Source organism: Thermococcus paralvinellae (genome assembly GCF_000517445.1).
Lineage (GTDB): Archaea > Methanobacteriota_B > Thermococci > Thermococcales > Thermococcaceae > Thermococcus_B > Thermococcus_B paralvinellae.
Window position 1 is genome coordinate 1,700,778 of the sequence record NZ_CP006965.1, and the last position, 22,938, is coordinate 1,723,715.

The following is a 22,938-nucleotide window of genomic DNA, read 5'->3' on the forward strand; positions in this document are numbered from 1 at the left end:
TAAAATGTTTCATTTAGAAAAAAGTTCGAAAAATTTGCAGAAAGCTTTACAAAGGTTAAGAAAATTCAGAGGTACCATTCATCGAATCTTCCAACCCCAAGCTTTTGAAGAACTCTCATGACCCCCAAAGCTATTCCTTCAACTTCTATTCCGCCATCACCTTTGTTGGCATCCCCAACGATGTAAACATTCTCCATTGGAAAGTCTAAATGCTGACCAGATGCTACTCTGTTGACAGGGTTTCTATCAAGATAAGTCTGTATGAGCAGAATCTCTCCCTCCCTGTCAAGCTCCGAGAAGAGGTAATATACGTCTTCAATGCCTAGCTTTTGCTCTTTCTTTATGTTTCTGCTTTTTAAAGCTTGGTGAGTCATGATCAGGGTGTAGTCTTCCTTAGTCAGTTCTGGACTTAAAGCTGAAGGCTCATTGTAACCATTAATTCTCTTTGTATCAAGGGTGAACACTACTGTATTTCCAATCCTTGGCTTTCCTTTCAGTGCAACGTTAATTTTAATTCCTTCAGCAGGCCTTAAAGAATCGAGCTTTTTGAGGTATTCCTTATCAAAGTTCTCTCTTCCAAAGAGTTCAACCGTCTCTTTAATTCCAATGTTCGAAATTAGGATGTCATAAGAGTACTCTTCACCATCGGCTGTAACAACTTTATTGTCTTCAGCCTCAACGACCTTTTTTCTCATTATTATCTCGCCGCCATTTTCCCTAACAATCCTAGCTAACTCATCCGTCACAGCTTTACAGCCGCCCTTTATCAGCCCCGGTCCTCCCCACTTGAGTGTAGCCTTAATCTCTTTAGCCAGTTCAATCGCCGGAACTTCCTCTGGGGTTAAGCTCACAGCCCATCCGAGAAAACTCTTTATGAAGAGATAAACAAATTCATTCTCCCCAATTTTATTGCTCAGCCACTCCCAAGCATTCATCTGGGCCTCTTCTCCTTTTGGCAGGCGGTTTGCCCTTATCTCCGCCAGAAGCTTCATTGCTTTGGCTTTCTCCTTAAAGCTGAGATACTTCCACCCTTCTCTGTAGTGATAGAGCTTTCCATCAATAAAGAATCTTCCTTTTGGGTTTGAGTTCACTATTTCCACATTGGCATTAAGGAGTCTGAGGAGATGAGCTAACGGTCCGTCCTCACCGTGAGGAACCATATGCAAAGCTCCAGTTGAGAGCTGAAAACCCTTGTACGGTAAGTTCGTGAATCTACCCCCAATAAAAGATGATTTCTCTAGGACAATTACCTCATGACCAGCTTTTGCTAAAAATGCTGAAGTTAAAAGACCTCCAAGACCAGCACCAACTGTTACAACTCTCATTTTATCACCTCTTGGGATTTCCAAATGGATCAATAAGACCTGCCCTTATGAGGGATGAACTTATTTTGCACCCTAATCGGCTCTTAACTATCCCTATTTTTACGATTGCTAAAGGCTTTAATCCTTTTTCTTCTCTCGCTTTATTAACTATCAGCGCACCCTTATAGGTTTCTTCACTAACGACAATTGCTTCTAAGCTTTTCAGCTTGTCAGCAAATCCTATCGCATTGTTAATTTTTATTATGCGATAATTTCTGTACCCATTAACTTCAAAGAACTTAATCAAATCTCTCAAGCGAATTTCATAAGGAAGAATTTTTTCAGCATAAGGCTTATTTTTAATCATCTCATCAGATGTTAAACCAATGTAGACATATTTTCCAACTTCAAAGGCTTTCCTAAGTAAAGCTTTATGCCCCAAATGCAATCTATCGAAAGTCCCGCCAACTACAACTTTTTTGTATCTCATGTTCATCCCTTCAACATTTGAACCAATAAATTTTTGTATCCACTTACAAAAAGTTTAGGGAGGTGAGAAAAATGAGAAAGAGCATTGTGCTTGTTCTAATGTTCATCACTGCACTGAGTTTTGCAAATCAAGCTTTTGCTTACGAACCGCAAAGGCTTTTTGATATAGAGATGTACATAACAGTTTATCCTAGCGGAACTGCAATGGTTAAAATAAACGCTAAGCTGATAGACCCCGCATTTATTGCATATTTTACTAATTTAAACAATTCAAATCCCCAAAATGCTAACAATGAGTTCCGAAAGATGGTCTACTCTCTCATTTATGGAAACTTCAAAAGAGAAGTGGAAAAAAAATCCAAAGAGGCTATGATTGTCATCCCAGAGGTAGGTTTTATTAAAATTGGCAAGAACTGGACCGCAGTTGTGAATTTCAAAATATACAATTTCCTCGTTGAGAAAAACCAAACACTTCAGAGCTCCGTATATGGTCCAATGAGCTTCTTATTCAAAAACCATGTCTTTGAATACACATGGAAAAAGCTGACACTTGTATTTCCAAAAGACATGTATGTTGTAAATCTAGCCCCAGCTCCAAAAGAGCTAACAGAAAATGTTGCAGTTTGGGAAAATGGAAACTATCTCCCGATAATCGTGCTCACATTTAATGAGACAGTATTCCAGCAAGAGAGAACGAAAAAGACTAAAATAATTCCATTCGAAGAGTTCTTGAACAACAGTACTAAACTCATATACCTAACATATGACCCATTTGCTGGAACGGTAACATTTAATGGAAGTATCACTGGAGTAAAACCGGAGCAGTATCACATTGCAAAGATCATTGACGAATTTAACAGAACAATGGATTTAATAAAATTTGATATAAAAAGCACCGAAAATGGTGTGACTTTTTCTGGAGAAGCAAAGCCAATGCTTCAGTATAAAGAAACATTGACAAAAAAGATGTGGAACGTTACAATAAAACTGCCATTCAGGTTTGACAAAGTTAATATTGAATCGCCAAAGGGACAGAATGTTGAAATGATATATAGCAAAACCGATGGAACCGCTGTAAACATGGTGTTTGAGGAAAAGAAAATCTGTGGGCCGGGAATTATTGTGGGATTGGCTATACTTCCACTGCTTCTGAAGAAACGTAGGAGGTGAATTAATGAATTTAGACTTTTTCTTTTATCCTTCTTCTGTCGCTGTATTCGGTTCTTTCAAAAAAGGGGCAATAGCTTATGAGATTTTAAAAAACATTGTTGAAGGAGGTTTTGAAGGAAGAATAATGCCTATTAACCCAAGGGGAGGAGAAGTAGAAATTTCTGGAAAAAAATTTGAGATAAAGAAAAAACTCGACGAACAAGTGGATGTAGCGATAATAGCAATACCCGCAAAGCTTGTTCCGAGTTTAATTGAAGAGATTGGAGACAAAATTAAAGGTGCCGTTGTTATTTCTGCCGGTTTTAGTGAAGTCGGCAATATTGAGCTTGAGAGAGAATTAGTTAAAAAAGCAAGAGAGAAGGAAGTTAGAATTATAGGCCCCAACTGTGCTGGAATCTTTGGAGTTCATGGCAAATTCTTCGGTTCCTTTGAGATTAGGGTTAAAAAAGGAGGCTTAGCTTTAATTTCTCAAAGCGGAGCCTTTGGTGGGGCAGCCTTAGCAATGGGAAATGAAGAAGGAATCGGATTCTCCGCTTTTGTATCTTACGGAAACGCAGCAGATTTAACAGAGAGTGACTTTCTAAGATACTTCGCTGATGACGAAAATACTAGGATAATAGCTCTGTACATTGAAGGAGTGAAAGATGGAAGAACTTTTATTGAAGCTTTGAAATATGCCACATCCAAGAAACCTGTGGTAATTTTAAAAGCTGGAAAGAGCGAGAGCGGTTCAAAGGCTGCTCAGAGTCATACCGGTTCATTAGCTGGCAGTTATGAAATTTACAAAGCAGCATTTAACCAGTTTGGTGCAATAGAAGTTGAAGAGATGGAAGAGCTTTTTGATGCTGCTAAGGCCTTTGAGATGTATGAGAAAGCTGGAAAGAGGATAGCGATTATAACAAATTCCGGTGGACCAGGAGTTTTAGCAACGGACAAAGCTGAACGCCTAGGCTTAGAGATTGCAAAGCTTAGTGAAGAAACTATAAAAGCTCTCAGAGAATTTCTACCACCTCAGTGTTCCGTTAAGAATCCAATAGACTTAATCGCAGATGCAGATTATGAGAGATACAAGAGAACAGTTGAGATCGTTGGAAAAGATGAAAACGTTGATGCCCTGCTTGTAATCTGTGTGCCCCCAATTTTCATCCCAAGTGAAGAGATAGCGAAAGCTGTAATTGATGCAAAATGCGAGAAGCCAATAATAGTGAACTTCATGGCTGGAGAGCTCGTTAGAGAAGGAGTTAAGCTTCTGGCAGAGAGAGGAATTAAGAACTTTCCAACACCCGAAAGGGCGGCAAAAGCACTGTATTGGCTCAGCTTGAGGGAAAAGATTTAATTACTGGCTTTTCTTTATTCTTACTTGGTGATGAGAATGAATGCATATAGGTTATTGTATCCGATGAGAACTTATCTAGTAGTCTCAGGTCATGGCGAGGAAGCAAATGTTATGGCAGCTGATTGGGTAACCATACTATCACACGAACCATTTATGGTGGGGGTAGCTGTTTCGCCAAGGAGATACACTCACAGACTAATCAGCAAATATAAAGAGTTCGTTATAAGCGTTCCAAGCTTGGATATGCTTAGAGATGTTTGGATTGCCGGAACAAAGAGTGGCCCATCAAAGCTTAAGGACATGAACATTACTTTAGTGCCCTCAATGAAAACAGAAACACCCAGCATAAGGGAAGCATTGGCAAACATTGAGTGCAGAGTTGTCGATGCTAGGGATTACGGAGACCACACATGGTTTGTTGGTGAAGTTGTCGGATGGAGCTACAACGGAGAAGCATTCAAAAATGGCAAGCCAAATTTGAAGTTCAAATTCCTAGCCCATGCAGCATGGACGGACTTTGTGACCTTTGAGGATAAGATTTACAAAACAGAATAAAACTCAAAAATAAATGACATCTGTATTTTTAAACTCCGGGTATATTGTTTTCTTTATGCGGATCCTATTAGAACCAATGACATCACCAATAAAAAGCACGAGTTCCTCAAAGTAACTTGGAACGAAAGGTTTCAGCTGATTCCAAAGTTCTGAGTTCACGAACAGTAAATGCCTAATATCAATCCCTGAAGCCGTAAAGTACTTGATTATATCATGGATTGCTTGCAACCTCTCTTTATGATTTATCATTCCCAAATACTTCTCGACCCCCAGATAAACATTAAATACCGGCTTTTCTTCATAAACTTGAAAGATTACCTTTTTAAATCCTTTGTATGCCTTCTTTTTATCTATTGAATAAACCAATGAGACTTCAATCGTCTTAACAACATTCCCAATCTTAGCTTTCCCACTAACTTTTAAAACAGGAACGTCTTTTAAAATTCTCTTAGTGTCTATGTTGAAACTCCTAGCTTGGTAATCCATTATAACTAAAGTATCAAAAACATCAATAAGGACAACTTCAACGTCTCCTTTGATATCCTTTAATTTTTCTAAGAGCCCAAAAAGTATAACTCCTGGATGAAAGTATGAGGAATATCTAATGAGCCCTATCGTCTTTGGAATAAACAAGTTAATAACCTCTTCCATAGAAACTTCTTGAAAAGTGTCCATTTTAACCACCAAGCCATACTTCTGCTGAGTTCCCTAGAAGTGGATCACCTTTCCAACTAGTTCCTTATCAATTGCCTTTAAGACCTTTACATTGGTTGAATCAATCATCTCACCTATGAAGAGCATAACCTCCTCAAAGCACTCTGGAACATAGGGCTTCAATTGAGTCCAAAGTGTTGTGTTTATCACCCAAATATCTCTAATATCAAAAGTCTTTGTCGTCACGTAATTTATGATGTCATGAACTTGAACGAGCCTTTCTCTCTCATCAAGAAGCATTAAAAATTTATCCAATCCAATGTGGATTACAACTATAAATTCTCTATCTGAAAATTCAGACAAGACTTTTTCTAAAGCAACGTTGAATTTTCCCCTATGAATCACATAAGCACCAGAAAGCCCTATCTTTGCTTTTACATCCCCAACATCCAATGAGCCACCGACTTTCAAAATTTTTACACCATTTAGTACAGAATTAAAGTCAAATCCACAAGCTTCAACTTGGTATTGTATTATACCCAAATTGTCAAGCATATCTATAATCACAACACCAACTCTTTCATTATAGTAATGCTTTATTTTCCTTAAGAATTCGTAAACTAAAATTCCAGGGTGATTGTAGCTTGAATATTTTAGCATCATCGTTTCCTTTGGTCTTACTCTCATAATGATATCCTTCACAGTAACAACCTCAATCCCTTTCATTCTCATCCCATCCATCGTCCTATTGGATAGTTTCGGTTATTTATCGAGATTATTAAATGTTTTTTAACAATATATCAAGAATTCAGAAAAAAACTAACATAAGTAGCATAAAATTTCTAAAAATTGACACCATTGCAGACAAGAATTGGCCCCAAGATTAAACCCAATGCTTTTAAAACAAACTTTAGAATGATAAATGATGATCGCATTAGGCATTGAGGGAACAGCACACACTTTAGGGATAGGGATTGTAACTGAAAAGAAAGTTTTAGCCAATGTATTTGATACTCTCACAACTGAAAAAGGCGGTATTCATCCCAAAGAAGCTGCCGAGCATCACGCAAAGCTCATGAAACCTCTTCTAAAGAAAGCTCTTCAAGAAGCCAATATCTCAATTGAAGATGTTGATGTTATAGCTTTTTCTCAGGGTCCCGGGTTAGGGCCTTGTTTGAGAGTAGTTGCCACAGCAGCAAGGGCTCTAGCGATAAAATACAACAGGCCAATTGTAGGTGTAAACCATTGCATTGCACATGTTGAGATAACGAAGATGTTTGGGATTAAAGACCCTGTCGGCTTGTATGTAAGCGGTGGAAACACTCAAGTTTTAGCCCTCGAAGGTAAAAGATATAGGGTCTTTGGAGAGACTTTGGACATCGGAATCGGAAATGCCCTCGACACTTTTGCAAGGGAGATTGGGTTGGGCTTTCCAGGTGGGCCTAAAATTGAAAAGCTTGCGAGAAATGGTAAAAAATACATAGAGTTGCCCTATGCCGTCAAAGGTATGGACTTAAGTTTCTCGGGTCTTTTAACTGAAGCTGTTAGAAAGTTCAAAAGCGGGAAATATAGAATCGAAGACATAGCTTATTCATTTCAAGAAACAGCATTTGCTGCACTGGTTGAGGTTACTGAAAGAGCAGTGGCACATACAGAAAAAGAAGAAGTCGTTTTGGTTGGTGGAGTTGCAGCAAACAACCGTTTAAGGGAAATGTTAAAGATAATGGCCGAGGACAGGGGAGTCAAGTTCTTTGTTCCGCCTTACGATTTGTGTCGTGATAATGGAGCAATGATAGCCTACACTGGTCTGCTGATGTACAAAGCTGGTATAACATTTAAAATTGAAGATACAATTGTTAATCAGAGATTTAGAACAGATGAGGTTGAGGTGACATGGTAGATATAGTTGGTCTTTTTTATAGAGTCTTTATGTTCATCATGATACTGTCCTTAACAATTTTTATCAGTCTTCGAGTCAAGAGATACCCAAAGAATCTCAGACACTTAATGTTATTAGCGGCAATTTTCTCTGGAATAGGTACTTTTGGCAGGTTTATAGATATATTAGTCTTATTCGTCCCGGTACCATTTGCTCCTGAAATTCACATTATAACTCACATTGTTTCAGTTGGAGGAATAATTTGGGTATTTATTTTAATAATGTTATCTCTAGAAACTTATTATATTCCCCTCACTTCCATTGTACAGACTAAGGGAAAGAAAAAAGCTGGAGCCTCATATCTTGTATTATCATCGAACATAATCCATGATGTTATAGAGTTTCTTCAGGACATCAATGAGCCAGTATTAATCTTTACACGATATCCCCATCTCTACGAAAATGAAAATATTAAGAAGATATGGGTGACTACAGCGGATTCTAATGGAGTCTCACCCACTGCACTTCATGTTCTTCAAGATATAGCAATAAAATTTGCATCAGAAAATGAAGGTTCCATTATTATTTTAGACTGCGTGGAGTATCTAGTTATCTACAATGGCTTTAAGAGTGTTTTTAAACTCCTTGTGAGCCTAAAAGATCATCTAATGGTACGAGGTGCAACCCTCATAATATTCGCTGATCCCACAGCATTAGATGAGTCAGAAATTGCACTCCTAAAAAGAGAATTTCACTCTCTGTAATAATATCTCAAAACTTCTTTTTGATTTTCAAAGTGTACTTTGGATATATCTCCCTAGAAAAGCGAACAAATTTAGTTTTTCTTGGAGACTTTTTAATGGTTATTTCAACTTCTGGGCTTAAGTAGGTATAAAATTGACCATCAATTGCCAAAATGACATTCCTAGTCAGTGTCATTATTCTAATATCAATTTTGGACGTTGCTGGAACTACCATCGGGCGAGAACTTAACGCTATAGGTGCCAAGGGAGCTATAATAACGCCATCAATTCGTGGGTCCAAGAAAGGCCCACCTGCAGACATTGCATAACCAGTTGAACCAGTTGGTGTTGAAATTATCAGACCATCAGAACGAACTTCATCTGCCAATCCATCATCAACATAGTATTTTAGGTGAACAATTTTGCCGGGAATTCCAGTCAAAATCGCAACTTCATTTAACGCATCAGGAACTGTGTTTTCTCCATTTAAATAGGTTCTTAACTTTATCCTTTCATCAATATAATAATCACCCTCAATCAGCTTATTTATCGCAAAAAATGCTTCATTGGGCTCAACCTCAGTTAAAAAGCCCAGTGTTCCCATATTAATCCCCAAAATAGGGATATCCTTTTTGGTGCGGTGCTCAATTCTTAGGATAGTCCCATCTCCTCCAATGGCAATTATAAAATCAACATCCATATTTTCAAGCGGAATAACGTCTTCCTCATTAAAATAGGGAAAGTGTTTATGGGTTTCAGTATCTACAAAAACCTCAAATCCACTAACCCTAAGGAAATCGTAAACCCTATATGCCAACTTTAATGCTGCTTCTTTATCTCTTCTCGCTACAACACCAAACTTCATTAACACTCACCACAAGCTGAGGAATACCATCAATGAGGGGATATTTTAGATTACAGCGTTCACAAAATAAATAGTTTTCTTTAAGGTCTAGCTTACCGCCACAGCAAGGACAGGCTAGGATGTTAAGATTTTTCTTTAGTACCTCCACTTTTAACACCCAAATAAATGCTTAAAGCTCCACCTGCTATGCTTGGAAGCCAGAAGGAGATAAATCTATCAATTACTGTTGCAGTAACAGCTAAACTCTTATTTATGCTCAAGCTTAAGTAGAGAGCCGAATTTACTGTCTCCGTTATACCAATTCCTCCAGGAAGAATGCTTATCATTCCCAAGGCGATTCCAGCCATTTGAACCATTAGAATCTTGTAAAGCTCAAGAGGATATCCTATGCTCTCAAAGACAAAATACGTTCTGAGAATCATAAAACCCCAGACAGCAAATGAGTAAAACAGCGTCTTTATCAAAACTACTTTGTCTGTTGATAGCTCCATTAATGTTTCTCTGAATTCAAATATTGACTTTTTAAGCTTCTCCTCAAGCTTCTCTTCTATGTTCTCAAACTTCTTGGGGAAAACTCTTTTTAAAATGCCTATGATCCACTTAAGGAACTTCATAGCAAGCTTCTCATTGAAGGACAGAAGAATTGAAACAGTTAGAATTATCATTAGTGAAACTGTCGAGATTGAAAGAACTAAAAGCAAAATGTGTATCTTCAAGCTTAAGGCATATTTAAAAGCTATAAACGTAAACACCATGACTGGAATGACATCAAGAATTCTGTCTGCCATTATAGTTGCAAAAACTTGCCCATAACCACTTTTAGATTTAGCTTTTTTGCTAATAACAACCATTCTTGCAGGTTCCCCACCAGCTCTCGCTCCAGGGGTTATGTTGTTGAAAAACACACCAATAAAAGTGGCTATAAGTATCTGACCAAATCCAATTTCAACGCCCGCTTTCTTGAGAAATACCCTCCATCTCAAAGCCCATGCCAGAGTAGCCAAGAGTTGCATCACCAAAGCTAGGAGAAGATAGTTAATATCAGCACCCCTCACTAACCTTATAGTTTCATCTATCCCTGCCCACCAGATGAGAGCAAATATCAGCAGAATTCCAAGAACTATCATTGGAATCCTTTTTTTCTTCATTCTCTCACCTTCCTCAGCTTTGCTATGAAAAACCCTTGCGTCAAATGTTTGTGAGGATAAAAGCGCTGTACCTCCTTGATACCTATTCCTGGAGAGCCTATAAAGATTGATTGCTTTTCAAGCTTCAATCCCTTTTTGAGCATATATTTAACGTTCCCCTCGTTCTCCTCATAGCTAAGAGTGCATGTTGAATATACTAAAATCCCATTTTTCCTTAAGCTCTTTATTGCAGCATTTATAAAGTGCCTCTGATAGCGAGCTGTTGCCATTATATCTTTTGGCGTTCTAGTTTCCCAGAGCTTGGGTCTAACCCCTAAAGCTGTGCACGGAGCATCTAGCAAAATCTTGTCAGCTTTTAAGCCAAGCTCCGGCAAATTCCTCGAGTCCATGTGAACTAATTTAACATTCTTAACCCCCAACCGCTTTAAGGTTTCCTCCATTTTCTTAAGCCTATTTTTGGATTTATCAATTGCAATGATTTCTCCCCTGTTCTGCATAAGCTGAGATAAATGAGTGGTTTTACCGCCCGGAGCAGCTGCCATGTCGATGATTAAATCATCTTCATTAGGTTCAAGAATCCTAGCTGTTATCATGGATGGCAAGCTTTGAGGATAGAAATAACCTTTCTCAAAGCTTTTAAGCTCACTCAAGCTTGGAAGCTTGAACTTGGGCAAAGTTACTTCAACAGCAACCCCTCTGGTAGCTTTTATCATCTCCTTTGCGTTCATCTTTGCTATCCCAATTCCAACCAAAAGGCCCTTTGGATCTCTTATCTGGACTTCGTCACCTTCTTTAATACTCTTATCTGCTTTGAGAACGCCAGGAGCATAGAGCATAGCACCTTGATACACACTTTCAGAGGCATACTTGTTTGCAACAACAATTGGGAGATTTGGGTTGTAATCATCAGAAAAATTTGGACCTTCTCTCTCAAAATAAATGGCCTCTTCAAGATAAGGACTTCTCTTGGGTTTAAGTCCATCCCTCCGAAGTTCTTCAATCAATTTATCTCTGCTGATCTTAAGCGTATTAACCCTTATGTAATATTTTTCAACGGGTTCTCTGAGCTTCTGCATTATTATCTCAGCTTCTTCTCCAAAGAGCTTTCTGTAATACTCTTGGAGTTCTTCTGGAAATGCCTCAAGATACATGATATCACCTTAAAGATCAAAGAGACGGTATTTTTTGACAAGCTCAATAAAATCAAAGAGATACCTTTCTAGTTCTTTAACGGTCAGCTCACCAACTTCGAAGTTTATAAGCTCTTCTTCACTCCCTTTTATTTCCTCAAACACTCTATCTGGCTCTTTCGGATGTTGATAGTTGTAAAAATCTTCAAGGAAATTCTCGCTTCCATAGATGTAGGATTTTTTGAATTTTTGGATAAATTCTTCCACAAACTCCTCGGTTATCTTCTCTTTAAGAATGCCAAACACAAAGTAAAATCCCTGCAGAGTGGCCCCAACTTCCCCTCCAGGCTTTATCTCAAATGCGGGATGAGGATATAGCATCTCTCTCCATTCCCCATCGAGGTAAATGTAAGCGTTGAAAACTTCCTCAACCGGCTCAACTTTAAACCCGAGAGGCTTGAGCTTTCTCGCAAGCTCTTCATTAATTCTGAGAGTCTCACCCCAGATAAAGTTGAGTAAGTTGTGAACATCAAGTAAATTCATAACCTCCACCCCCCCAGAAAAGAAAAAGGTAAAAGAAATTTAAAGTTTAGCTTTTAAGTTTAAGCATTGAATTGAGTTGATCAATGATATCTGTCTTAATTTTCTCATGGACATCTGCTACTTTAATCTTAAGCTCTTTGTTAAGTATGTTAGCTTTCAAGTACATCGTAATTCCCAAATCACTCTCCTCTCCACGTTTTATATGCTCAGCCCAAACCTTTGGCAGAACTGCAGTGTCAATGAGAGTTTTAACTTTTACAATTCCATAGCCATTTGCTGGAATTACTGTATTCTCAATGAGTTCTCCAGAGGCAACTTGATTTTCATTTATGTTAATATTAAACTGTATTCCAGACACTGGAATTGGGAAATTGTTTGGATTGTATAGCTTGACATCACTATATACTGTAATGTAATCATCGGTTATTGGTCCCCATCTTGAGGAAATCCCCTCAATTGCAGGCGTTTTAACTAAATCTCCACTACTCTCTGTTTTTATGTTAAAATAAGACAAAATATTTGTCTCAACTTCTTGAGTAAACTCTCTCTTGAACACTCGTATTCCAAAGATTGATGCTTGAACACTTATCTTTGCATAGCTTTTCTCTCCATTCTTTATGTGATTTTTCAAAGCTTCAATTGCTTTGTAGTTGTCAAGAACTAAAACACCATCGACTCTATCCTGCATAAAGCCAAGCTTCATGTTTTCAATTCTTCCAATTTTAACTCCAGCCCACTCAATTGTCACGTCATTAACACTAACTGAAATTGGGAGACTTCCGCCCAAATAAATGTGCAACCATATCTCAGTTGTTTTGTCGTCAATATGACCCCATTCAGCAGTTATTTTTGGTTTTAAGTTCATGGCAGCATACCCTAAATATCCAAGCCACACTATCAAAATAAGTAATACTGCAAGTACTATCTTAACAATTCTCATTGTCTTCACCTACAAACATAATCATCACTAAGATCGTTTAAAGTTTTCTAAAAAGGAAAATGAAGAAATTACTCCCTTCTCTTTAGATAGGTAATAACAACCGCCAAAACCACCAATATACCCACACCGATACCAAGATACTTTAATGTGTGTGCTTGCTTTGTATTTTCCTGAACTGGTATTTTTACGCTATCTTCAAAAACATAAACGTTGTCATCTCCACTTTCTTTATCTCCGACCGCTCTCATCCTAATTTGGACAACATAAGTCTTTGGTACTGCATCTCTGTCTATGCTTAGCTCTATAACGCCTTCTCCGCTTTGTCCAGGTTTTAGATTTCCAATGTAATCAGTCCTCTTTGTCAATGTGAAAGGCTGTGATGACTTCACGACACCTTCAATCATCACATTTTCTGCTTTTTCTCCCCCAATGTTTTTCACTGTAATGTAAACTCTCACTTCTTCGCCCTGCATTGGGGTCTTGTCAAAGCGAACATTTTCAACAACAAGCTTTGGCTTTTCGTGAATTATTATTGGAACATTCAGCATGATTTTCTGGCTGTTTCCAAGAGAGTCTTTATACTGAATCTCCACGGGGATTTTATAACTCCCACCTTTTGCATCCTCATTAACGTTGATCCTAAAGACAGCGTTTGCTGAATCTCCTTGCCTCAGCGTCCCAAGGTTTATTATCTGCTCGCTTGTATCGCTAAGCTCAAACGGGCTTTGAGGCTTCGGAATAAGTAGCACATACTTAGCCTCTCCGCTCCCAATGTTTTCAACACTTAAACTAATTTCAACATTGTGCGTTCCTGGGTAAACTCTGCTCGGCGAAGTTGAGACTTTTGAAATTATGAGTTGCTCCTTTCCGAGAACATTGATGCCAATCAAGCGCTCATCGCTAATTTTTGAATCATCTGGAGATGAAAGGTACTCAATACCTATTCTTAATGGATAAATTCCACTTTCAAGCCTGTTGTTTGCCTTTAGATGGAATGTCAACGTTACCTCTTGATTTGGAGCAATCTCTGGAACATACTTAACATTATCCTCTCCAATAGGTAAGAATGCATCAACATTTCTCTTTGCAAGCTCTTTTAATATTTGGTTTAATGCCTCCTGGAGGTTCTCACTTATAGATTGGCTACCTTGAATCGGCAGATTTTGAAGCGATGAAAGGTCAACTTTTTTAATTTCTCCTTGAACTGGAACTCGGGTGGGAATTATTTTCAGTGCAAATGCCCTCGCATTTTCTTCTCCAACATTTCTGAGTTTTAAAGTAAGGGTAAACTCGTCTCCAGGTTCAACTTTCTTTGGATCCATCTCAATGCTCTCAATTTCTATGAATGCCTCTCTTTTTCTAAGCACTTGAACTGAGAACTCAAAACTTTGGCTCTTTGACTCCTTTGAATCTCCACTGTAGTAGGTGAGCTTTAGGGTTACAGGATAGCTACCAGTCTCTGCATCTTCGCTCACATGAAGCCTAAAAGTAAGTTCAACCTCGTCATTCGGCCTAACAATTGCCCTATAGTATTGATCGGTCTCATTAGCCACAAGAATTGGTGTTTTTGTCTCCATTGGTAAATTATTCCCAGAGAGCTGAGCATTTTGAATCTGCTGCTCTTCGATATTTAAAGACCCTTTAGGCTCAATGGTTGCTAAAAAGTCTTTGGCAGTATCTCCTCCCATGTTCCTAAGTCTTATTTTAACTTCAAAGTCTTCACCAGGATGAACTATTTTTGGCTTTTCAATACTCTCAATTACGAACGATGCATCGCTATCTCTAGCCACCGTAATTCCAACAAAGTTGAAGCTCTGCATCTGCTGAACATCTTGTCCTACACCGAAGAAATAAATTACAGTTACATATAGGGGATAAACACCAGGCTGGGCATTCTCATTAGCTTTGAACTTAAATTCCAGTGTTGCACTTTCCTTTCCATCAAGATATTCGATGTATTTCATTGAGGTATTTACTGGCATTAAAGCAGACTGTACAACTCCACTTTGGCTTAAAGTCTGGGCTAAAGCTTGTCCAGTTGAACTTTGGGAGTCCTGATTCTCACTACTTCCAACATCCAGCATAACCGGAGAGACCATAACAGTTATATATTTTGCTTTCAGCGCACCTTCATTCTTCAAGTGAACTTTTACAATAAATTCTTGTCCCGGATTCACACTTTTAGGAGCTTCTATACTTGTGGTTATAAGCGCAGGTATCACAGACACTTTCCAATCATAAGGACCGCTTATGCTTATCCTAACCCCATTTGGATATATTTCAAGCGCAGTTATGGTAACTTTTTGCCCATCAACATTAAGTTCAATTGTCTCATTCTCGCTTATGTACGTGAATTCTGGAACTCGTATTGGCATTAAAAGATCTTCTTTGTTTATACCTAACTCTGGATGTTCATTAATTGTTTCAAAGACTGCATCTGCAATTTCTTCGGGTGAAGCTGTAGCTAGCCAAGCCAAAAACTGAGCATACGAAAGTGGGTCAGTAGTGTTATATCCCAATGTCTCTGCCATTGCATTAAGGAAAGCTGGATCAGCTAAAAGTTCCTGTATTTTGCTGGGGTTTGGTATATAAATCACAGTGTAGTTAGCGTTGAGTATTTTCCCATCTTTCATTATCACAAACATTGCTTTGTACTGATTCGTAAGATAGTCCTTTTGAACATCGTTCAGCGTGATTATAATGGGACCAACTAAGATTGTATCCCCCTTATTCAGATATCCCTCAAAGAGCAAAGCATCTTGAGCCAAGGCTATATTAAAACTCGCCATGATAATCATTACACCCAATAACATTCCAAACTTCTTCATTCCTCTTCACCCCTTCTCTTTATTTGTTTACCATAAAATATCTGAAGCAAAGCTGGAGTAACAAGATATGACGCCAGCATTGAGGCGAATATTCCAAATGCAAGAGTTTTTCCAAAATCATGCATAGGTGTGAGCTCACCAAAGAGTAAAGCCAAAAATCCTCCAGCTGTTGTTAGTGCGCCAATGAAAATACCGGGACCTACACTTTTAACAGCCGTAACAATTGGGTATGGATTACCTTCCTCGAGCTCCTCCATAAATCTGTGAGTAAGATGCATCCCATAATCAACACCCAAACCAACAATCATTGAAATAGTTCCAGCCAGAACTTGGCTGAAGGGGATTCCAGCCCAACCCATAAAGCCAATTGTCCACAAAGCTCCGAGGAACATGGGAGTTGCCATTGCAATTGATAGCTTTGCACTTCTAAAGAGTAGTATCACTATAAGCACTACGAGGAGTGTTCCATAGGTAGAGATTCTTTGAAGTTCAGTGTTTGTAAGCTTGTCAAGTGCATAATTAAGGTATGTATCTCCAGCTAATGAGACCTCAACTCCTGGAGGAAATTCTGCATTCTGGATTTCTTCCTCAAAAGCCCGTATAATTTTCCTGAACTCATCTTGACTAACGCCCATGAAGTTCCCTTTAAAGCGGATTAATGTCATAGAGTAATCAGAGCTAACAAGAGGTGTTCCTTGGTATTCCTCGAGAGCTTGTTGTATTTTTTCTTTATCCTCTGGAATGTAGCCGTATTTCTTGATTACAATATCAGCTATGCTCTCTGCCTCTACGGCATTATTATAATATGAATCCGCTAGAATACTTTGCTCAAACACATAAATTGCTCTTACAACATTCGGATCCCTAACATCATCAGCAGCCTTTACGAGAACATCAAGCTCATCTTCACCTCCAAATTCATATCTAACATCATTCATGACCTGGATTTCTGGAATATTCTGAGGTATCATTTTTTCAAATCTCACTTCTGTTGTTACCATTGTGAGGCCATAACCAAAGAACAGTGTTATAACAAAGACTAAAGCTAAAAACTTCCATGGGTTATCTCTAACTGTTTTCCCCATTAATTCAAATGCCTGTGCTATAAATCCAGAGTGAGATCTTGTTTCTGGCATTTCATAGTGTCCAGTAATCAGTTTTCTCAAGTCCTCTTCAAGGATTATGATTGCAGGAGTTATAACCACAGCATTAAGGGCCGCAAGCCCCAGACCCATAATGAGGGCTAAGCTGAGTCTCCTAAGTCCAGGAAGAACTGAAATGCTGAGAGCAGAAAACCCAGCAATTGTTGTAAGAGCTGCCCCAAGTAGGGCTTTACCGGTCTCAGCTATAGACTCTTCCGCAGCTTCCTCTATACTCCTTCCTTTTTTCCTTTCCTCATAATATCTGTTAGTTACATGAACTCCGTAATCAATACCCATACCAACCAGCATTGCTCCGACAGTTGTGGTTTCAATATCAAGAGGAACTCCCAAAATTCCCATGAATCCAAGGGTCATTATAACCCCAAATATCAAAGGTATTAACGGAATAACCGCTTTTACAGAAGAACGATAGAAATAAAGGAGTAAGGAAGCAACAAAGAGGAATGCTATCGCCATAGTCAAATACATATCATGCTGCATGAATAGGAGGAATTTATACAATATCCCAACCATTCCAGTCTGGACAACTTCGACATTTTGGGGAAATTTAACACTATCAATATCATCTTGAATTTCATTGTAAACCCTAACTAAAGCTTGGGTATTCTTCTCTCTGTTCATTGTAGCAATTATCAGGGTAGTGGTGTAGTCTGAGCTTATAAGCTGATTTCTGACATCCTCGGGAAGCATATTAAGAACGAATTTGGACTCTTCCATACTCTTCGGTAACCTTCCAAGAACATTTATGTAAACATCAGCAATGCTCATTGTGTTAGTTATATACTCATGCTGTCTCAATTTTTGCTCAAGATCATAGATTCCCTGGATAACCTGTGGATCTCTAATATCATAAACTCCTCCTTCTTTAATATCCTTAACCTTGACAACAACTATCAAAACCTCATTGCTTTGAAACTCATTCTGAACAGTGAAATAATCTTGAACAGCTGGCAAATTTTCAGGAAGTTGATTTGCTAGGTTAGTTTCAAATTTAAGCTGGGTTATGCCATAGAGGGAAACAATTAAGAGAAATATTGCTACTAATCCAAAGGCAACTCTGTATTCTACTATTATCTTTGCAAGTTTCTTGAGCATCTCTCTCACCAACTTTCGGAAATTTCCGAAAGTTTTATATATACGGAAATTTAAAAACCTTTTGGTAATCATGACATGATTGCCTTTATCTTAATCACAATCCAAAATGGAAGAGAAAATGAAATTGCAGAGAATCTCAAGAAAATTCCAGAGGTTAAAGAGGCATACACTCTTTATGGAGACTATGATGTCATTGCCAAAGTGGAAGTTGAAAATTTGCAAAGATTAAACGAGCTTAGGAACGAAATCTTAAAAGAGAATAAGGGCATTTTATATACCGAAACTCTAATCTGTGCGAGGTGATTGTGTTGGGAATTGAAGAGGCAAGAAGGATTATGATGAATCACTTTGCAAATGCCGCAAGAAGGTTTGGATTAAGCGAGCTCTATGGATATATCTATGGTGTCTTGTTCTTCGCAGATGAGCCGTTAAGCCTAGGCGAGATTGCAGAGAAAACAGGATACTCAATTTCTCATGTAAGCTCTGCTTTAAAGCTCCTTGAAAGTGTTGGTTTAGTTACAAGGATTAAAAAGCCGGGAGATAAAAAAGCATACTTTACAGCAATAAAAAATCTAAAAGAATGGAGAAAAGCTGCCTATTATAACAAGCTTCTTGAAGATGTCCAACAAACAAGAATAAATGTTCAAAAAGCTCTTGAAGAGATTGAGAAGGATAAAAGTGAAGAAGCAGAGAAAATACGGGAAAAACTTAAATTTATGCTCAAAAGAAATGAAATAACAGAGAGAATTATAAAATTGCTCATAAAAAGCGATGAGGAAAAGCTCCTCGAAAAACTAATCCTCTGCTTAGATGAACTTGAAAAGGAAAGAGCTTAAAAAGGAAAGTAAGTAAACCATGAAGGTGATTAAATGAATCCTCTGCTTGAAGCACTTTGGTACATTCTCCCGGCATACTTCGCAAATGCTTCCCCAGTGATATTTAAAGGAAAGACTCCAATGGACTTTGGGAAAAAGTTTAAAGATGGCAGACGAATTTTAGGTGATGGAAAAACTTGGAGGGGATTCTTCGGAGGACTGCTCGCAGGAACCCTTGTTGCTGTTATCCAGTATTATTTAACCCCCAATTTCTATGGCTCCCTTGCTATGGCATTAAAATTGGGATTTGCTCTTTCTTTGGGAGCTCTTCTTGGTGATTTAATTGGAAGTTTTATAAAGAGAAGAGTGGGAATGCCCCGTGGTTATCCCGCTGTAGGATTAGACCAGTGGGGATTCATAATTACAGCACTACTTCTTGCATATCCCATAAAAGCGCTCTCAACCGGCCAAGTTCTATTTTTGCTGGTGGTTACACCATTCATTCATTGGGGAGCAAATATATTTGCATATAAAATGGGATGGAAGAGCGTTCCTTGGTAAACATTCACACTTTGCACAAACCTTTTTTAAAGTATAAAGCGTTAAATTTCTTGGTGATATCATGAAGATTAAGGTAAAATATTTTGCCCGCTTCAGAGAGCTGGCTGGGGTTAGTGAGGAGATTATAGAGCTTCCCAATGGGAGCAGAGTGAGTGATTTAATTGAAATCATAAAAGAGAGACATCCAAAGTTCAAAAATGAAGTTTTTGCCCAGAATGAAGACGCTGATGTTAATGTGTCAAGAAATGGAAGTTATGTGAGCTTTGATGAAGAACTAAAAGATGGAGACGTTGTTGCCCTCTTCCCGCCAGCGAGTGGTGGTTGAGATGCTAACTGAGAGAGATCTTGAGAGGTATGATAGACAGATTAGAATTTTTGGAGTAGAGGGTCAAGAAAAGCTCAAAAAAGCCAAGGTAGCTGTCGTTGGGGTTGGCGGACTTGGAAGCCCAGTTGCCTATTATTTAGCGGCTGCTGGAGTTGGAACCTTACTTCTAATTGATGAGCAAACACCAGAGTTGAGCAATTTAAACAGGCAGATACTTCACTGGGAGGAGGACATAGATAAGAATCCAAAGCCAATATCAGCCAAGTGGAAGCTTGAGAGATTCAATTCAGACATAAAAGTTGAGACATTTGTGGGAAGGCTTACAGAAGAGAATATTGAAGAAGTTCTGGATGATGTAGACGTTATAGTTGATTGTTTGGACAATTTCGACACAAGGTATCTTTTAGATAAGTTCGCACACAAAAGAGGAATTCCTCTGGTTCATGGGGCCGTTGAGGGCATGTTTGGACAAGTTACAACAATAATCCCCGGAAAGACAAAATGTTTGAGGGAAGTATTTCCAAAACCCCCAAAGAAAAAAGAGAAGTTCCCGATTTTAGGAGCAACAGCTGGAGTCATTGGAACCATCCAAGCAGCTGAAGTCATTAAGCTGATTACGGGTTATGGGGAAGTGCTAGCAAACAAGCTGTTGATAGTCGATTTAGCCCATGGAAGCTTTGAGATTGTTGAGCTTATCTAAGCCTTGACTTCCCCCTTTGGAGCTTCAACTTTCTTCCTCACATTAACTTCTTTTATCACAAATTCGTCGTACTCCTTACCTATCTCAATGATTTCCATCGGCTTTCCTTCTAAGTCTTGTGTTTTTATTCTAATCTCCATGTTGTACATCAACCTTCCACCGTAAAGCTGTCCATTCTTAAAGACTATCTCCATTATTCCGTTGCTGAAGCTTATTGTCATGTTTTCATTTTCAACAGTTCCGAGGAATGCCTCAATAATATACTTTAAGTCCTCATCACTTATGTTGTAGTAGAAAATCTGGCTTCCGTTAACGATGGTTGTATTTTGAGGTTCTTTTTGTAAGTAGAGCTTAACAAGGCTCACGAGATTGTACTTCCAAGTTAAATTGAGCAAATTCTCTGGAGGCATTCCAAGGGTTTCGTTAGTGAGCTTTTGCCACATTCCGTTGGCATAAAGGTAAATTTCTCCATCTTTTATTATCTCCCTCGTAAAGCTTGAGCCCCCTCCAGGAAAAGTTCTTGTCGTCGTGTTTATATCTGCCTCATACGCTTCTAAATCAATGTAGCCGACTTTCTTTGCAATTATACTCACTTCACCAGCATTAATTGTGGTGTTTCCTTGCTCTATTTTCACATCAAATGTTACACTTGTGTTCTCCAAGTACGTGAAGCTCTTTATCTTTTCCAAGTTTTTCAAGAGTTCCTCTCTCGTGTAAATCTTTGGCTTAGATTTGGTTTGTGTTTGAGTTGGAGTTTGGGATTGGGTCTCCGTTGGAGTTGATGTTTTAGTTGGTGTTGCGGTTGTTGATGTTTTTGTGACGGTGGACGTTGTTGAAGATGTCATTGTTTCTGATGTCTCTGAATGGGTTGTTGAAGTTACCTGAGTTGAGTGTGTTGGAGTTTGAGTAACCGTTGATGTTGTGGAAGTTGATTCTTTTTCCCCAATACAACCAGCAACTAAACCAACTAAAAGTATTCCAACCAGCAAAATTCCCAACTTTCTCATTCCTCTACCTCCTCAAGGTGTTTTATTCGTTCTTCTATTGATGGGTGAAAGCTCAAAACGTTGAACCATTTACCCGTTCTCTCAGGCGTTAGATTGAAGTCTGCCAGCTTCCTTAAAGCTTTAATCATTGTGTCTTTCCCACTAACTTTTGCGGCGAACTCATCTGCCTTGAACTCGTTCCTTTGGATTATCCATGATTCGATTCCAAAGAGCCAGAAAAAGAATGGAAAGAAATAGATGCCAAAGAAGACCCATGATGAGGAAAAGACCTTAATGCCGAACTTGTGAAGGACATAAACAATTCCAATCCAGAAAACAAACCAACTAATGCTCAAAGCCGCGTTTATCCAGAGGTGTTTTCCTTTTATGTGCCCTATCTCATGCGCCAGAACCGCTTTAATCTCGTCCTCTTCGAAGTTATCAACCAGATAGCGGGTTAAAACAACGTAACGGTAGCGGGGAATTATACCCGTGACCATGGCGTTGGCAAGCTTTTGGCCGGGCTTTCCTTTAACGATGATGTCCCTGACTTTAACTCCCTGCTCCTCACAGAACCTCATGAGTTCGGCCTTAAGTTCGGGGTCGAACTCACTCTTTGTCCCGACCCTAATTAGGATGAGCGGGAAAAGTGCAAAGAAAGCAAGTATTAGAATTGAGTACATGAGCAGGTCAAACCACCACTTTGAGGTCAAAGTGCTTGGTAGGTAAAGCATCAGGAGTTGCCAGATAAAGGCAAAGCCAACAATTGAACCGAGAATTATTGCGAGAGCTTTTAGAACCTCTTTTTTTGGATTTTCAATCTTCTCTTCCGTGATATTCACTCTAAGTTTAACAATTTCGTACATTATCAGGAAGATTGAGATGAGAAGCGGGGATATGATAATCGCTGCAAATACAAACGCTAGCAATATTGGGGGCAGAGGTAGCTTGTCCACTATATCCAATGCCCAGTCAAGGATTTCAAGTGCCATCGTTCCTAGAAGATAGACAAAAAATGCCCCTAAAATACAGATAACGCCAAGCTTCTGAAGCTGATAGTTCTTTTCCTTTTTGGAGATACTTCTCTTGAGGATTTTTCTCCCCCAGTGCCGCATTATTAGAGGTGGAACGACAATCGTCACGAGCCAGAGGATGAGTATAAGAATAGTCTTCATATGCTCTCACTCTCGTTGGGTTTTCTAGTTAGGAACATTATTCCAATGTTCAACATGATTATGCTGAACACAAATGAATAAGTGTTCCTTCCATCTGCACTAATGATAAGCATTATTATCCCCCCGAAGAGAATACCAAAAGCTCCAAACTTCCTGCAGAAAGCCATGCGCTCGGTAAGAGCCATAGCAATGAATATCTGGAAAAGCCCCCATCCAATGAACTCCCATCTGTGCAACAACAGGGCAACCACAAACATAAGAAGCCCGCTGAGAACAAGCATAAAAGCCCCAAGAGGCTTAATCTTTTTCATCATTATCAAATTCCCCCGTCAACAGCACTATCATTATCACCATGAAGACGCCCGTCCAGATTACTGTCTTGTTCCAAGACAGGACACCTAAGACTATCATAAACAGCCCCATTAAAAGGAAAGGATTTTCTTCAATCTCCTCTAGGAACTCATCCCAGTTCACCTTCACCACCCTTAAGAGCTTTTAGGTGATTTGCTTCTATTGAGGATAAAGCATTATGAA

General features: G+C 38.8%; 26 protein-coding genes. 10 read left to right on the forward strand and 16 right to left on the reverse strand.

The window, feature by feature from the left end; all coding sequences use genetic code 11:
• Positions 1–65 precede the first annotated feature (65 nt).
• Positions 66–1,325 carry a phytoene desaturase family protein gene (locus TES1_RS09335; RefSeq protein ID WP_042682191.1) on the reverse strand — a complete coding sequence of 420 codons (1,260 nt, stop codon included), beginning with the start codon at positions 1,323–1,325 and terminating at the stop codon, positions 66–68.
• Between the two features lie 4 nt (positions 1,326–1,329).
• Positions 1,330–1,800, reverse strand: coding sequence for a phosphopantetheine adenylyltransferase (gene coaD / locus TES1_RS09340; RefSeq protein WP_042682193.1), 471 nt, complete (start codon positions 1,798–1,800; stop codon positions 1,330–1,332).
• Between the two features lie 65 nt (positions 1,801–1,865).
• On the opposite strand from coaD, the gene TES1_RS09345 reads away from it, so the two are divergent.
• The 3 genes from TES1_RS09345 to TES1_RS09355 are packed head-to-tail and all read left to right on the forward strand — an operon-like array spanning position 1,866 to position 4,854.
• Positions 1,866–2,963: a CGP-CTERM sorting domain-containing protein gene (locus TES1_RS09345; protein WP_042682195.1), complete on the forward strand. Its 1,098-nt coding sequence runs from the start codon at positions 1,866–1,868 to the stop codon at positions 2,961–2,963.
• A 4-nt stretch (positions 2,964–2,967) separates the two neighbouring features.
• Positions 2,968–4,299, forward strand: coding sequence for an acetate--CoA ligase family protein (locus tag TES1_RS09350; RefSeq protein WP_042682196.1), 1,332 nt, complete (start codon positions 2,968–2,970; stop codon positions 4,297–4,299).
• A 36-nt stretch (positions 4,300–4,335) separates the two neighbouring features.
• Positions 4,336–4,854, forward strand: a complete 519-nt coding sequence (locus TES1_RS09355; protein WP_042682198.1) for a flavin reductase family protein — start codon at positions 4,336–4,338, stop codon at positions 4,852–4,854.
• A gap of 3 nt (positions 4,855–4,857) precedes the next feature.
• On the opposite strand, the gene TES1_RS09360 is transcribed toward TES1_RS09355, so the two are convergent.
• Together TES1_RS09360 and TES1_RS09365 are read right to left on the reverse strand one after the other, a co-directional pair.
• A complete protein-coding gene (locus TES1_RS09360; RefSeq protein ID WP_042682200.1) occupies positions 4,858–5,529 on the reverse strand; it encodes a DUF257 family protein in 672 nt (223 codons plus the stop codon).
• Positions 5,530–5,562: 33 nt separating this feature from the next.
• Positions 5,563–6,234 carry a DUF257 family protein gene (locus TES1_RS09365; RefSeq protein WP_158505962.1) on the reverse strand — a complete coding sequence of 224 codons (672 nt, stop codon included), beginning with the start codon at positions 6,232–6,234 and terminating at the stop codon, positions 5,563–5,565.
• A gap of 199 nt (positions 6,235–6,433) precedes the next feature.
• On the opposite strand from TES1_RS09365, the gene TES1_RS09370 reads away from it, so the two are divergent.
• Together TES1_RS09370 and TES1_RS09375 are read left to right on the forward strand one after the other, a co-directional pair.
• Positions 6,434–7,408 (forward strand): bifunctional N(6)-L-threonylcarbamoyladenine synthase/serine/threonine protein kinase, encoded by a 975-nt coding sequence (locus TES1_RS09370; RefSeq protein ID WP_042682203.1) that lies wholly within the window; start codon positions 6,434–6,436, stop codon positions 7,406–7,408.
• On the forward strand, positions 7,402–8,151 hold the full coding sequence (locus TES1_RS09375; protein ID WP_042682208.1) for a DUF835 domain-containing protein: 750 nt from the start codon (positions 7,402–7,404) through the stop codon (positions 8,149–8,151). The genes TES1_RS09370 and TES1_RS09375 overlap by 7 nt, the downstream gene beginning before the upstream one ends.
• A 7-nt stretch (positions 8,152–8,158) precedes the next feature.
• Here TES1_RS09375 and TES1_RS09380 read toward each other — a convergent pair whose 3' ends face one another.
• The 8 genes from TES1_RS09380 to TES1_RS09410 form a co-directional block, all read right to left on the reverse strand.
• Positions 8,159–8,995: an NAD(+) kinase gene (locus TES1_RS09380; protein WP_042682209.1), complete on the reverse strand. Its 837-nt coding sequence runs from the start codon at positions 8,993–8,995 to the stop codon at positions 8,159–8,161.
• Complete coding sequence (locus TES1_RS11250) at positions 8,964–9,152, reverse strand: Trm112 family protein (RefSeq protein WP_394296075.1); 189 nt, start codon at positions 9,150–9,152, stop codon at positions 8,964–8,966. Before TES1_RS11250 ends, TES1_RS09380 begins: the two co-directional genes overlap by 32 nt.
• The gene (locus tag TES1_RS09385) at positions 9,118–10,143 is read right to left on the reverse strand and encodes a flippase-like domain-containing protein (RefSeq protein WP_042682211.1); all 1,026 of its coding nucleotides are present in this window, start codon (positions 10,141–10,143) and stop codon (positions 9,118–9,120) included. Before TES1_RS09385 ends, TES1_RS11250 begins: the two co-directional genes overlap by 35 nt.
• The gene (locus tag TES1_RS09390; RefSeq protein WP_042682213.1) at positions 10,140–11,294 is read right to left on the reverse strand and encodes an RsmB/NOP family class I SAM-dependent RNA methyltransferase; all 1,155 of its coding nucleotides are present in this window, start codon (positions 11,292–11,294) and stop codon (positions 10,140–10,142) included. The genes TES1_RS09385 and TES1_RS09390 overlap by 4 nt, the downstream gene beginning before the upstream one ends.
• A 9-nt stretch (positions 11,295–11,303) precedes the next feature.
• Positions 11,304–11,816 (reverse strand): DUF3201 domain-containing protein, encoded by a 513-nt coding sequence (locus TES1_RS09395; protein ID WP_042682214.1) that lies wholly within the window; start codon positions 11,814–11,816, stop codon positions 11,304–11,306.
• A gap of 46 nt (positions 11,817–11,862) precedes the next feature.
• Entirely contained in the window at positions 11,863–12,756 is an 894-nt protein-coding gene (locus tag TES1_RS09400) for an LEA type 2 family protein (RefSeq protein WP_042682216.1), read from the reverse strand.
• Between the two features lie 68 nt (positions 12,757–12,824).
• Complete coding sequence (locus TES1_RS09405) at positions 12,825–15,584, reverse strand: COG1361 S-layer family protein (RefSeq protein WP_042682218.1); 2,760 nt, start codon at positions 15,582–15,584, stop codon at positions 12,825–12,827.
• Positions 15,581–17,842: a hydrophobe/amphiphile efflux-3 (HAE3) family transporter gene (locus TES1_RS09410; protein ID WP_042682219.1), complete on the reverse strand. Its 2,262-nt coding sequence runs from the start codon at positions 17,840–17,842 to the stop codon at positions 15,581–15,583. The genes TES1_RS09405 and TES1_RS09410 overlap by 4 nt, the downstream gene beginning before the upstream one ends.
• A 75-nt stretch (positions 17,843–17,917) precedes the next feature.
• Here TES1_RS09410 and TES1_RS09415 point away from each other — a divergent pair, with 75 nt between their 5' ends.
• From TES1_RS09415 to TES1_RS09435, 5 genes are all read left to right on the forward strand, one after another.
• Positions 17,918–18,145, forward strand: coding sequence for an Lrp/AsnC ligand binding domain-containing protein (locus tag TES1_RS09415; protein ID WP_042682221.1), 228 nt, complete (start codon positions 17,918–17,920; stop codon positions 18,143–18,145).
• Between the two features lie 5 nt (positions 18,146–18,150).
• Positions 18,151–18,678, forward strand: a complete 528-nt coding sequence (locus tag TES1_RS09420; protein ID WP_042682223.1) for a GbsR/MarR family transcriptional regulator — start codon at positions 18,151–18,153, stop codon at positions 18,676–18,678.
• 33 nt (positions 18,679–18,711) lie between these two features.
• The gene (locus TES1_RS09425) at positions 18,712–19,218 is read left to right on the forward strand and encodes a CDP-2,3-bis-(O-geranylgeranyl)-sn-glycerol synthase (protein WP_042682225.1); all 507 of its coding nucleotides are present in this window, start codon (positions 18,712–18,714) and stop codon (positions 19,216–19,218) included.
• A gap of 61 nt (positions 19,219–19,279) precedes the next feature.
• Positions 19,280–19,543, forward strand: coding sequence for a ubiquitin-like small modifier protein 1 (locus TES1_RS09430; RefSeq protein ID WP_173391299.1), 264 nt, complete (start codon positions 19,280–19,282; stop codon positions 19,541–19,543).
• A 1-nt stretch (position 19,544) separates the two neighbouring features.
• Positions 19,545–20,243, forward strand: coding sequence for a ThiF family adenylyltransferase (locus TES1_RS09435; protein WP_042682228.1), 699 nt, complete (start codon positions 19,545–19,547; stop codon positions 20,241–20,243).
• Here the strand turns inward: TES1_RS09435 and TES1_RS09440 are convergent.
• The 4 genes from TES1_RS09440 to TES1_RS10935 are packed head-to-tail and all read right to left on the reverse strand — an operon-like array spanning position 20,240 to position 22,884.
• Positions 20,240–21,250 (reverse strand): hypothetical protein, encoded by a 1,011-nt coding sequence (locus TES1_RS09440; protein WP_042682230.1) that lies wholly within the window; start codon positions 21,248–21,250, stop codon positions 20,240–20,242. The two genes, TES1_RS09435 and TES1_RS09440, sit on opposite strands and share 4 nt — an antisense overlap.
• Positions 21,247–22,404, reverse strand: a complete 1,158-nt coding sequence (locus tag TES1_RS09445; RefSeq protein WP_042682231.1) for a M48 family metalloprotease — start codon at positions 22,402–22,404, stop codon at positions 21,247–21,249. Before TES1_RS09445 ends, TES1_RS09440 begins: the two co-directional genes overlap by 4 nt.
• A complete protein-coding gene (locus tag TES1_RS09450) occupies positions 22,401–22,718 on the reverse strand; it encodes a hypothetical protein (RefSeq protein WP_042682233.1) in 318 nt (105 codons plus the stop codon). Before TES1_RS09450 ends, TES1_RS09445 begins: the two co-directional genes overlap by 4 nt.
• Complete coding sequence (locus TES1_RS10935) at positions 22,702–22,884, reverse strand: hypothetical protein (RefSeq protein ID WP_144080611.1); 183 nt, start codon at positions 22,882–22,884, stop codon at positions 22,702–22,704. The genes TES1_RS09450 and TES1_RS10935 overlap by 17 nt, the downstream gene beginning before the upstream one ends.
• Positions 22,885–22,938 lie beyond the last annotated feature (54 nt).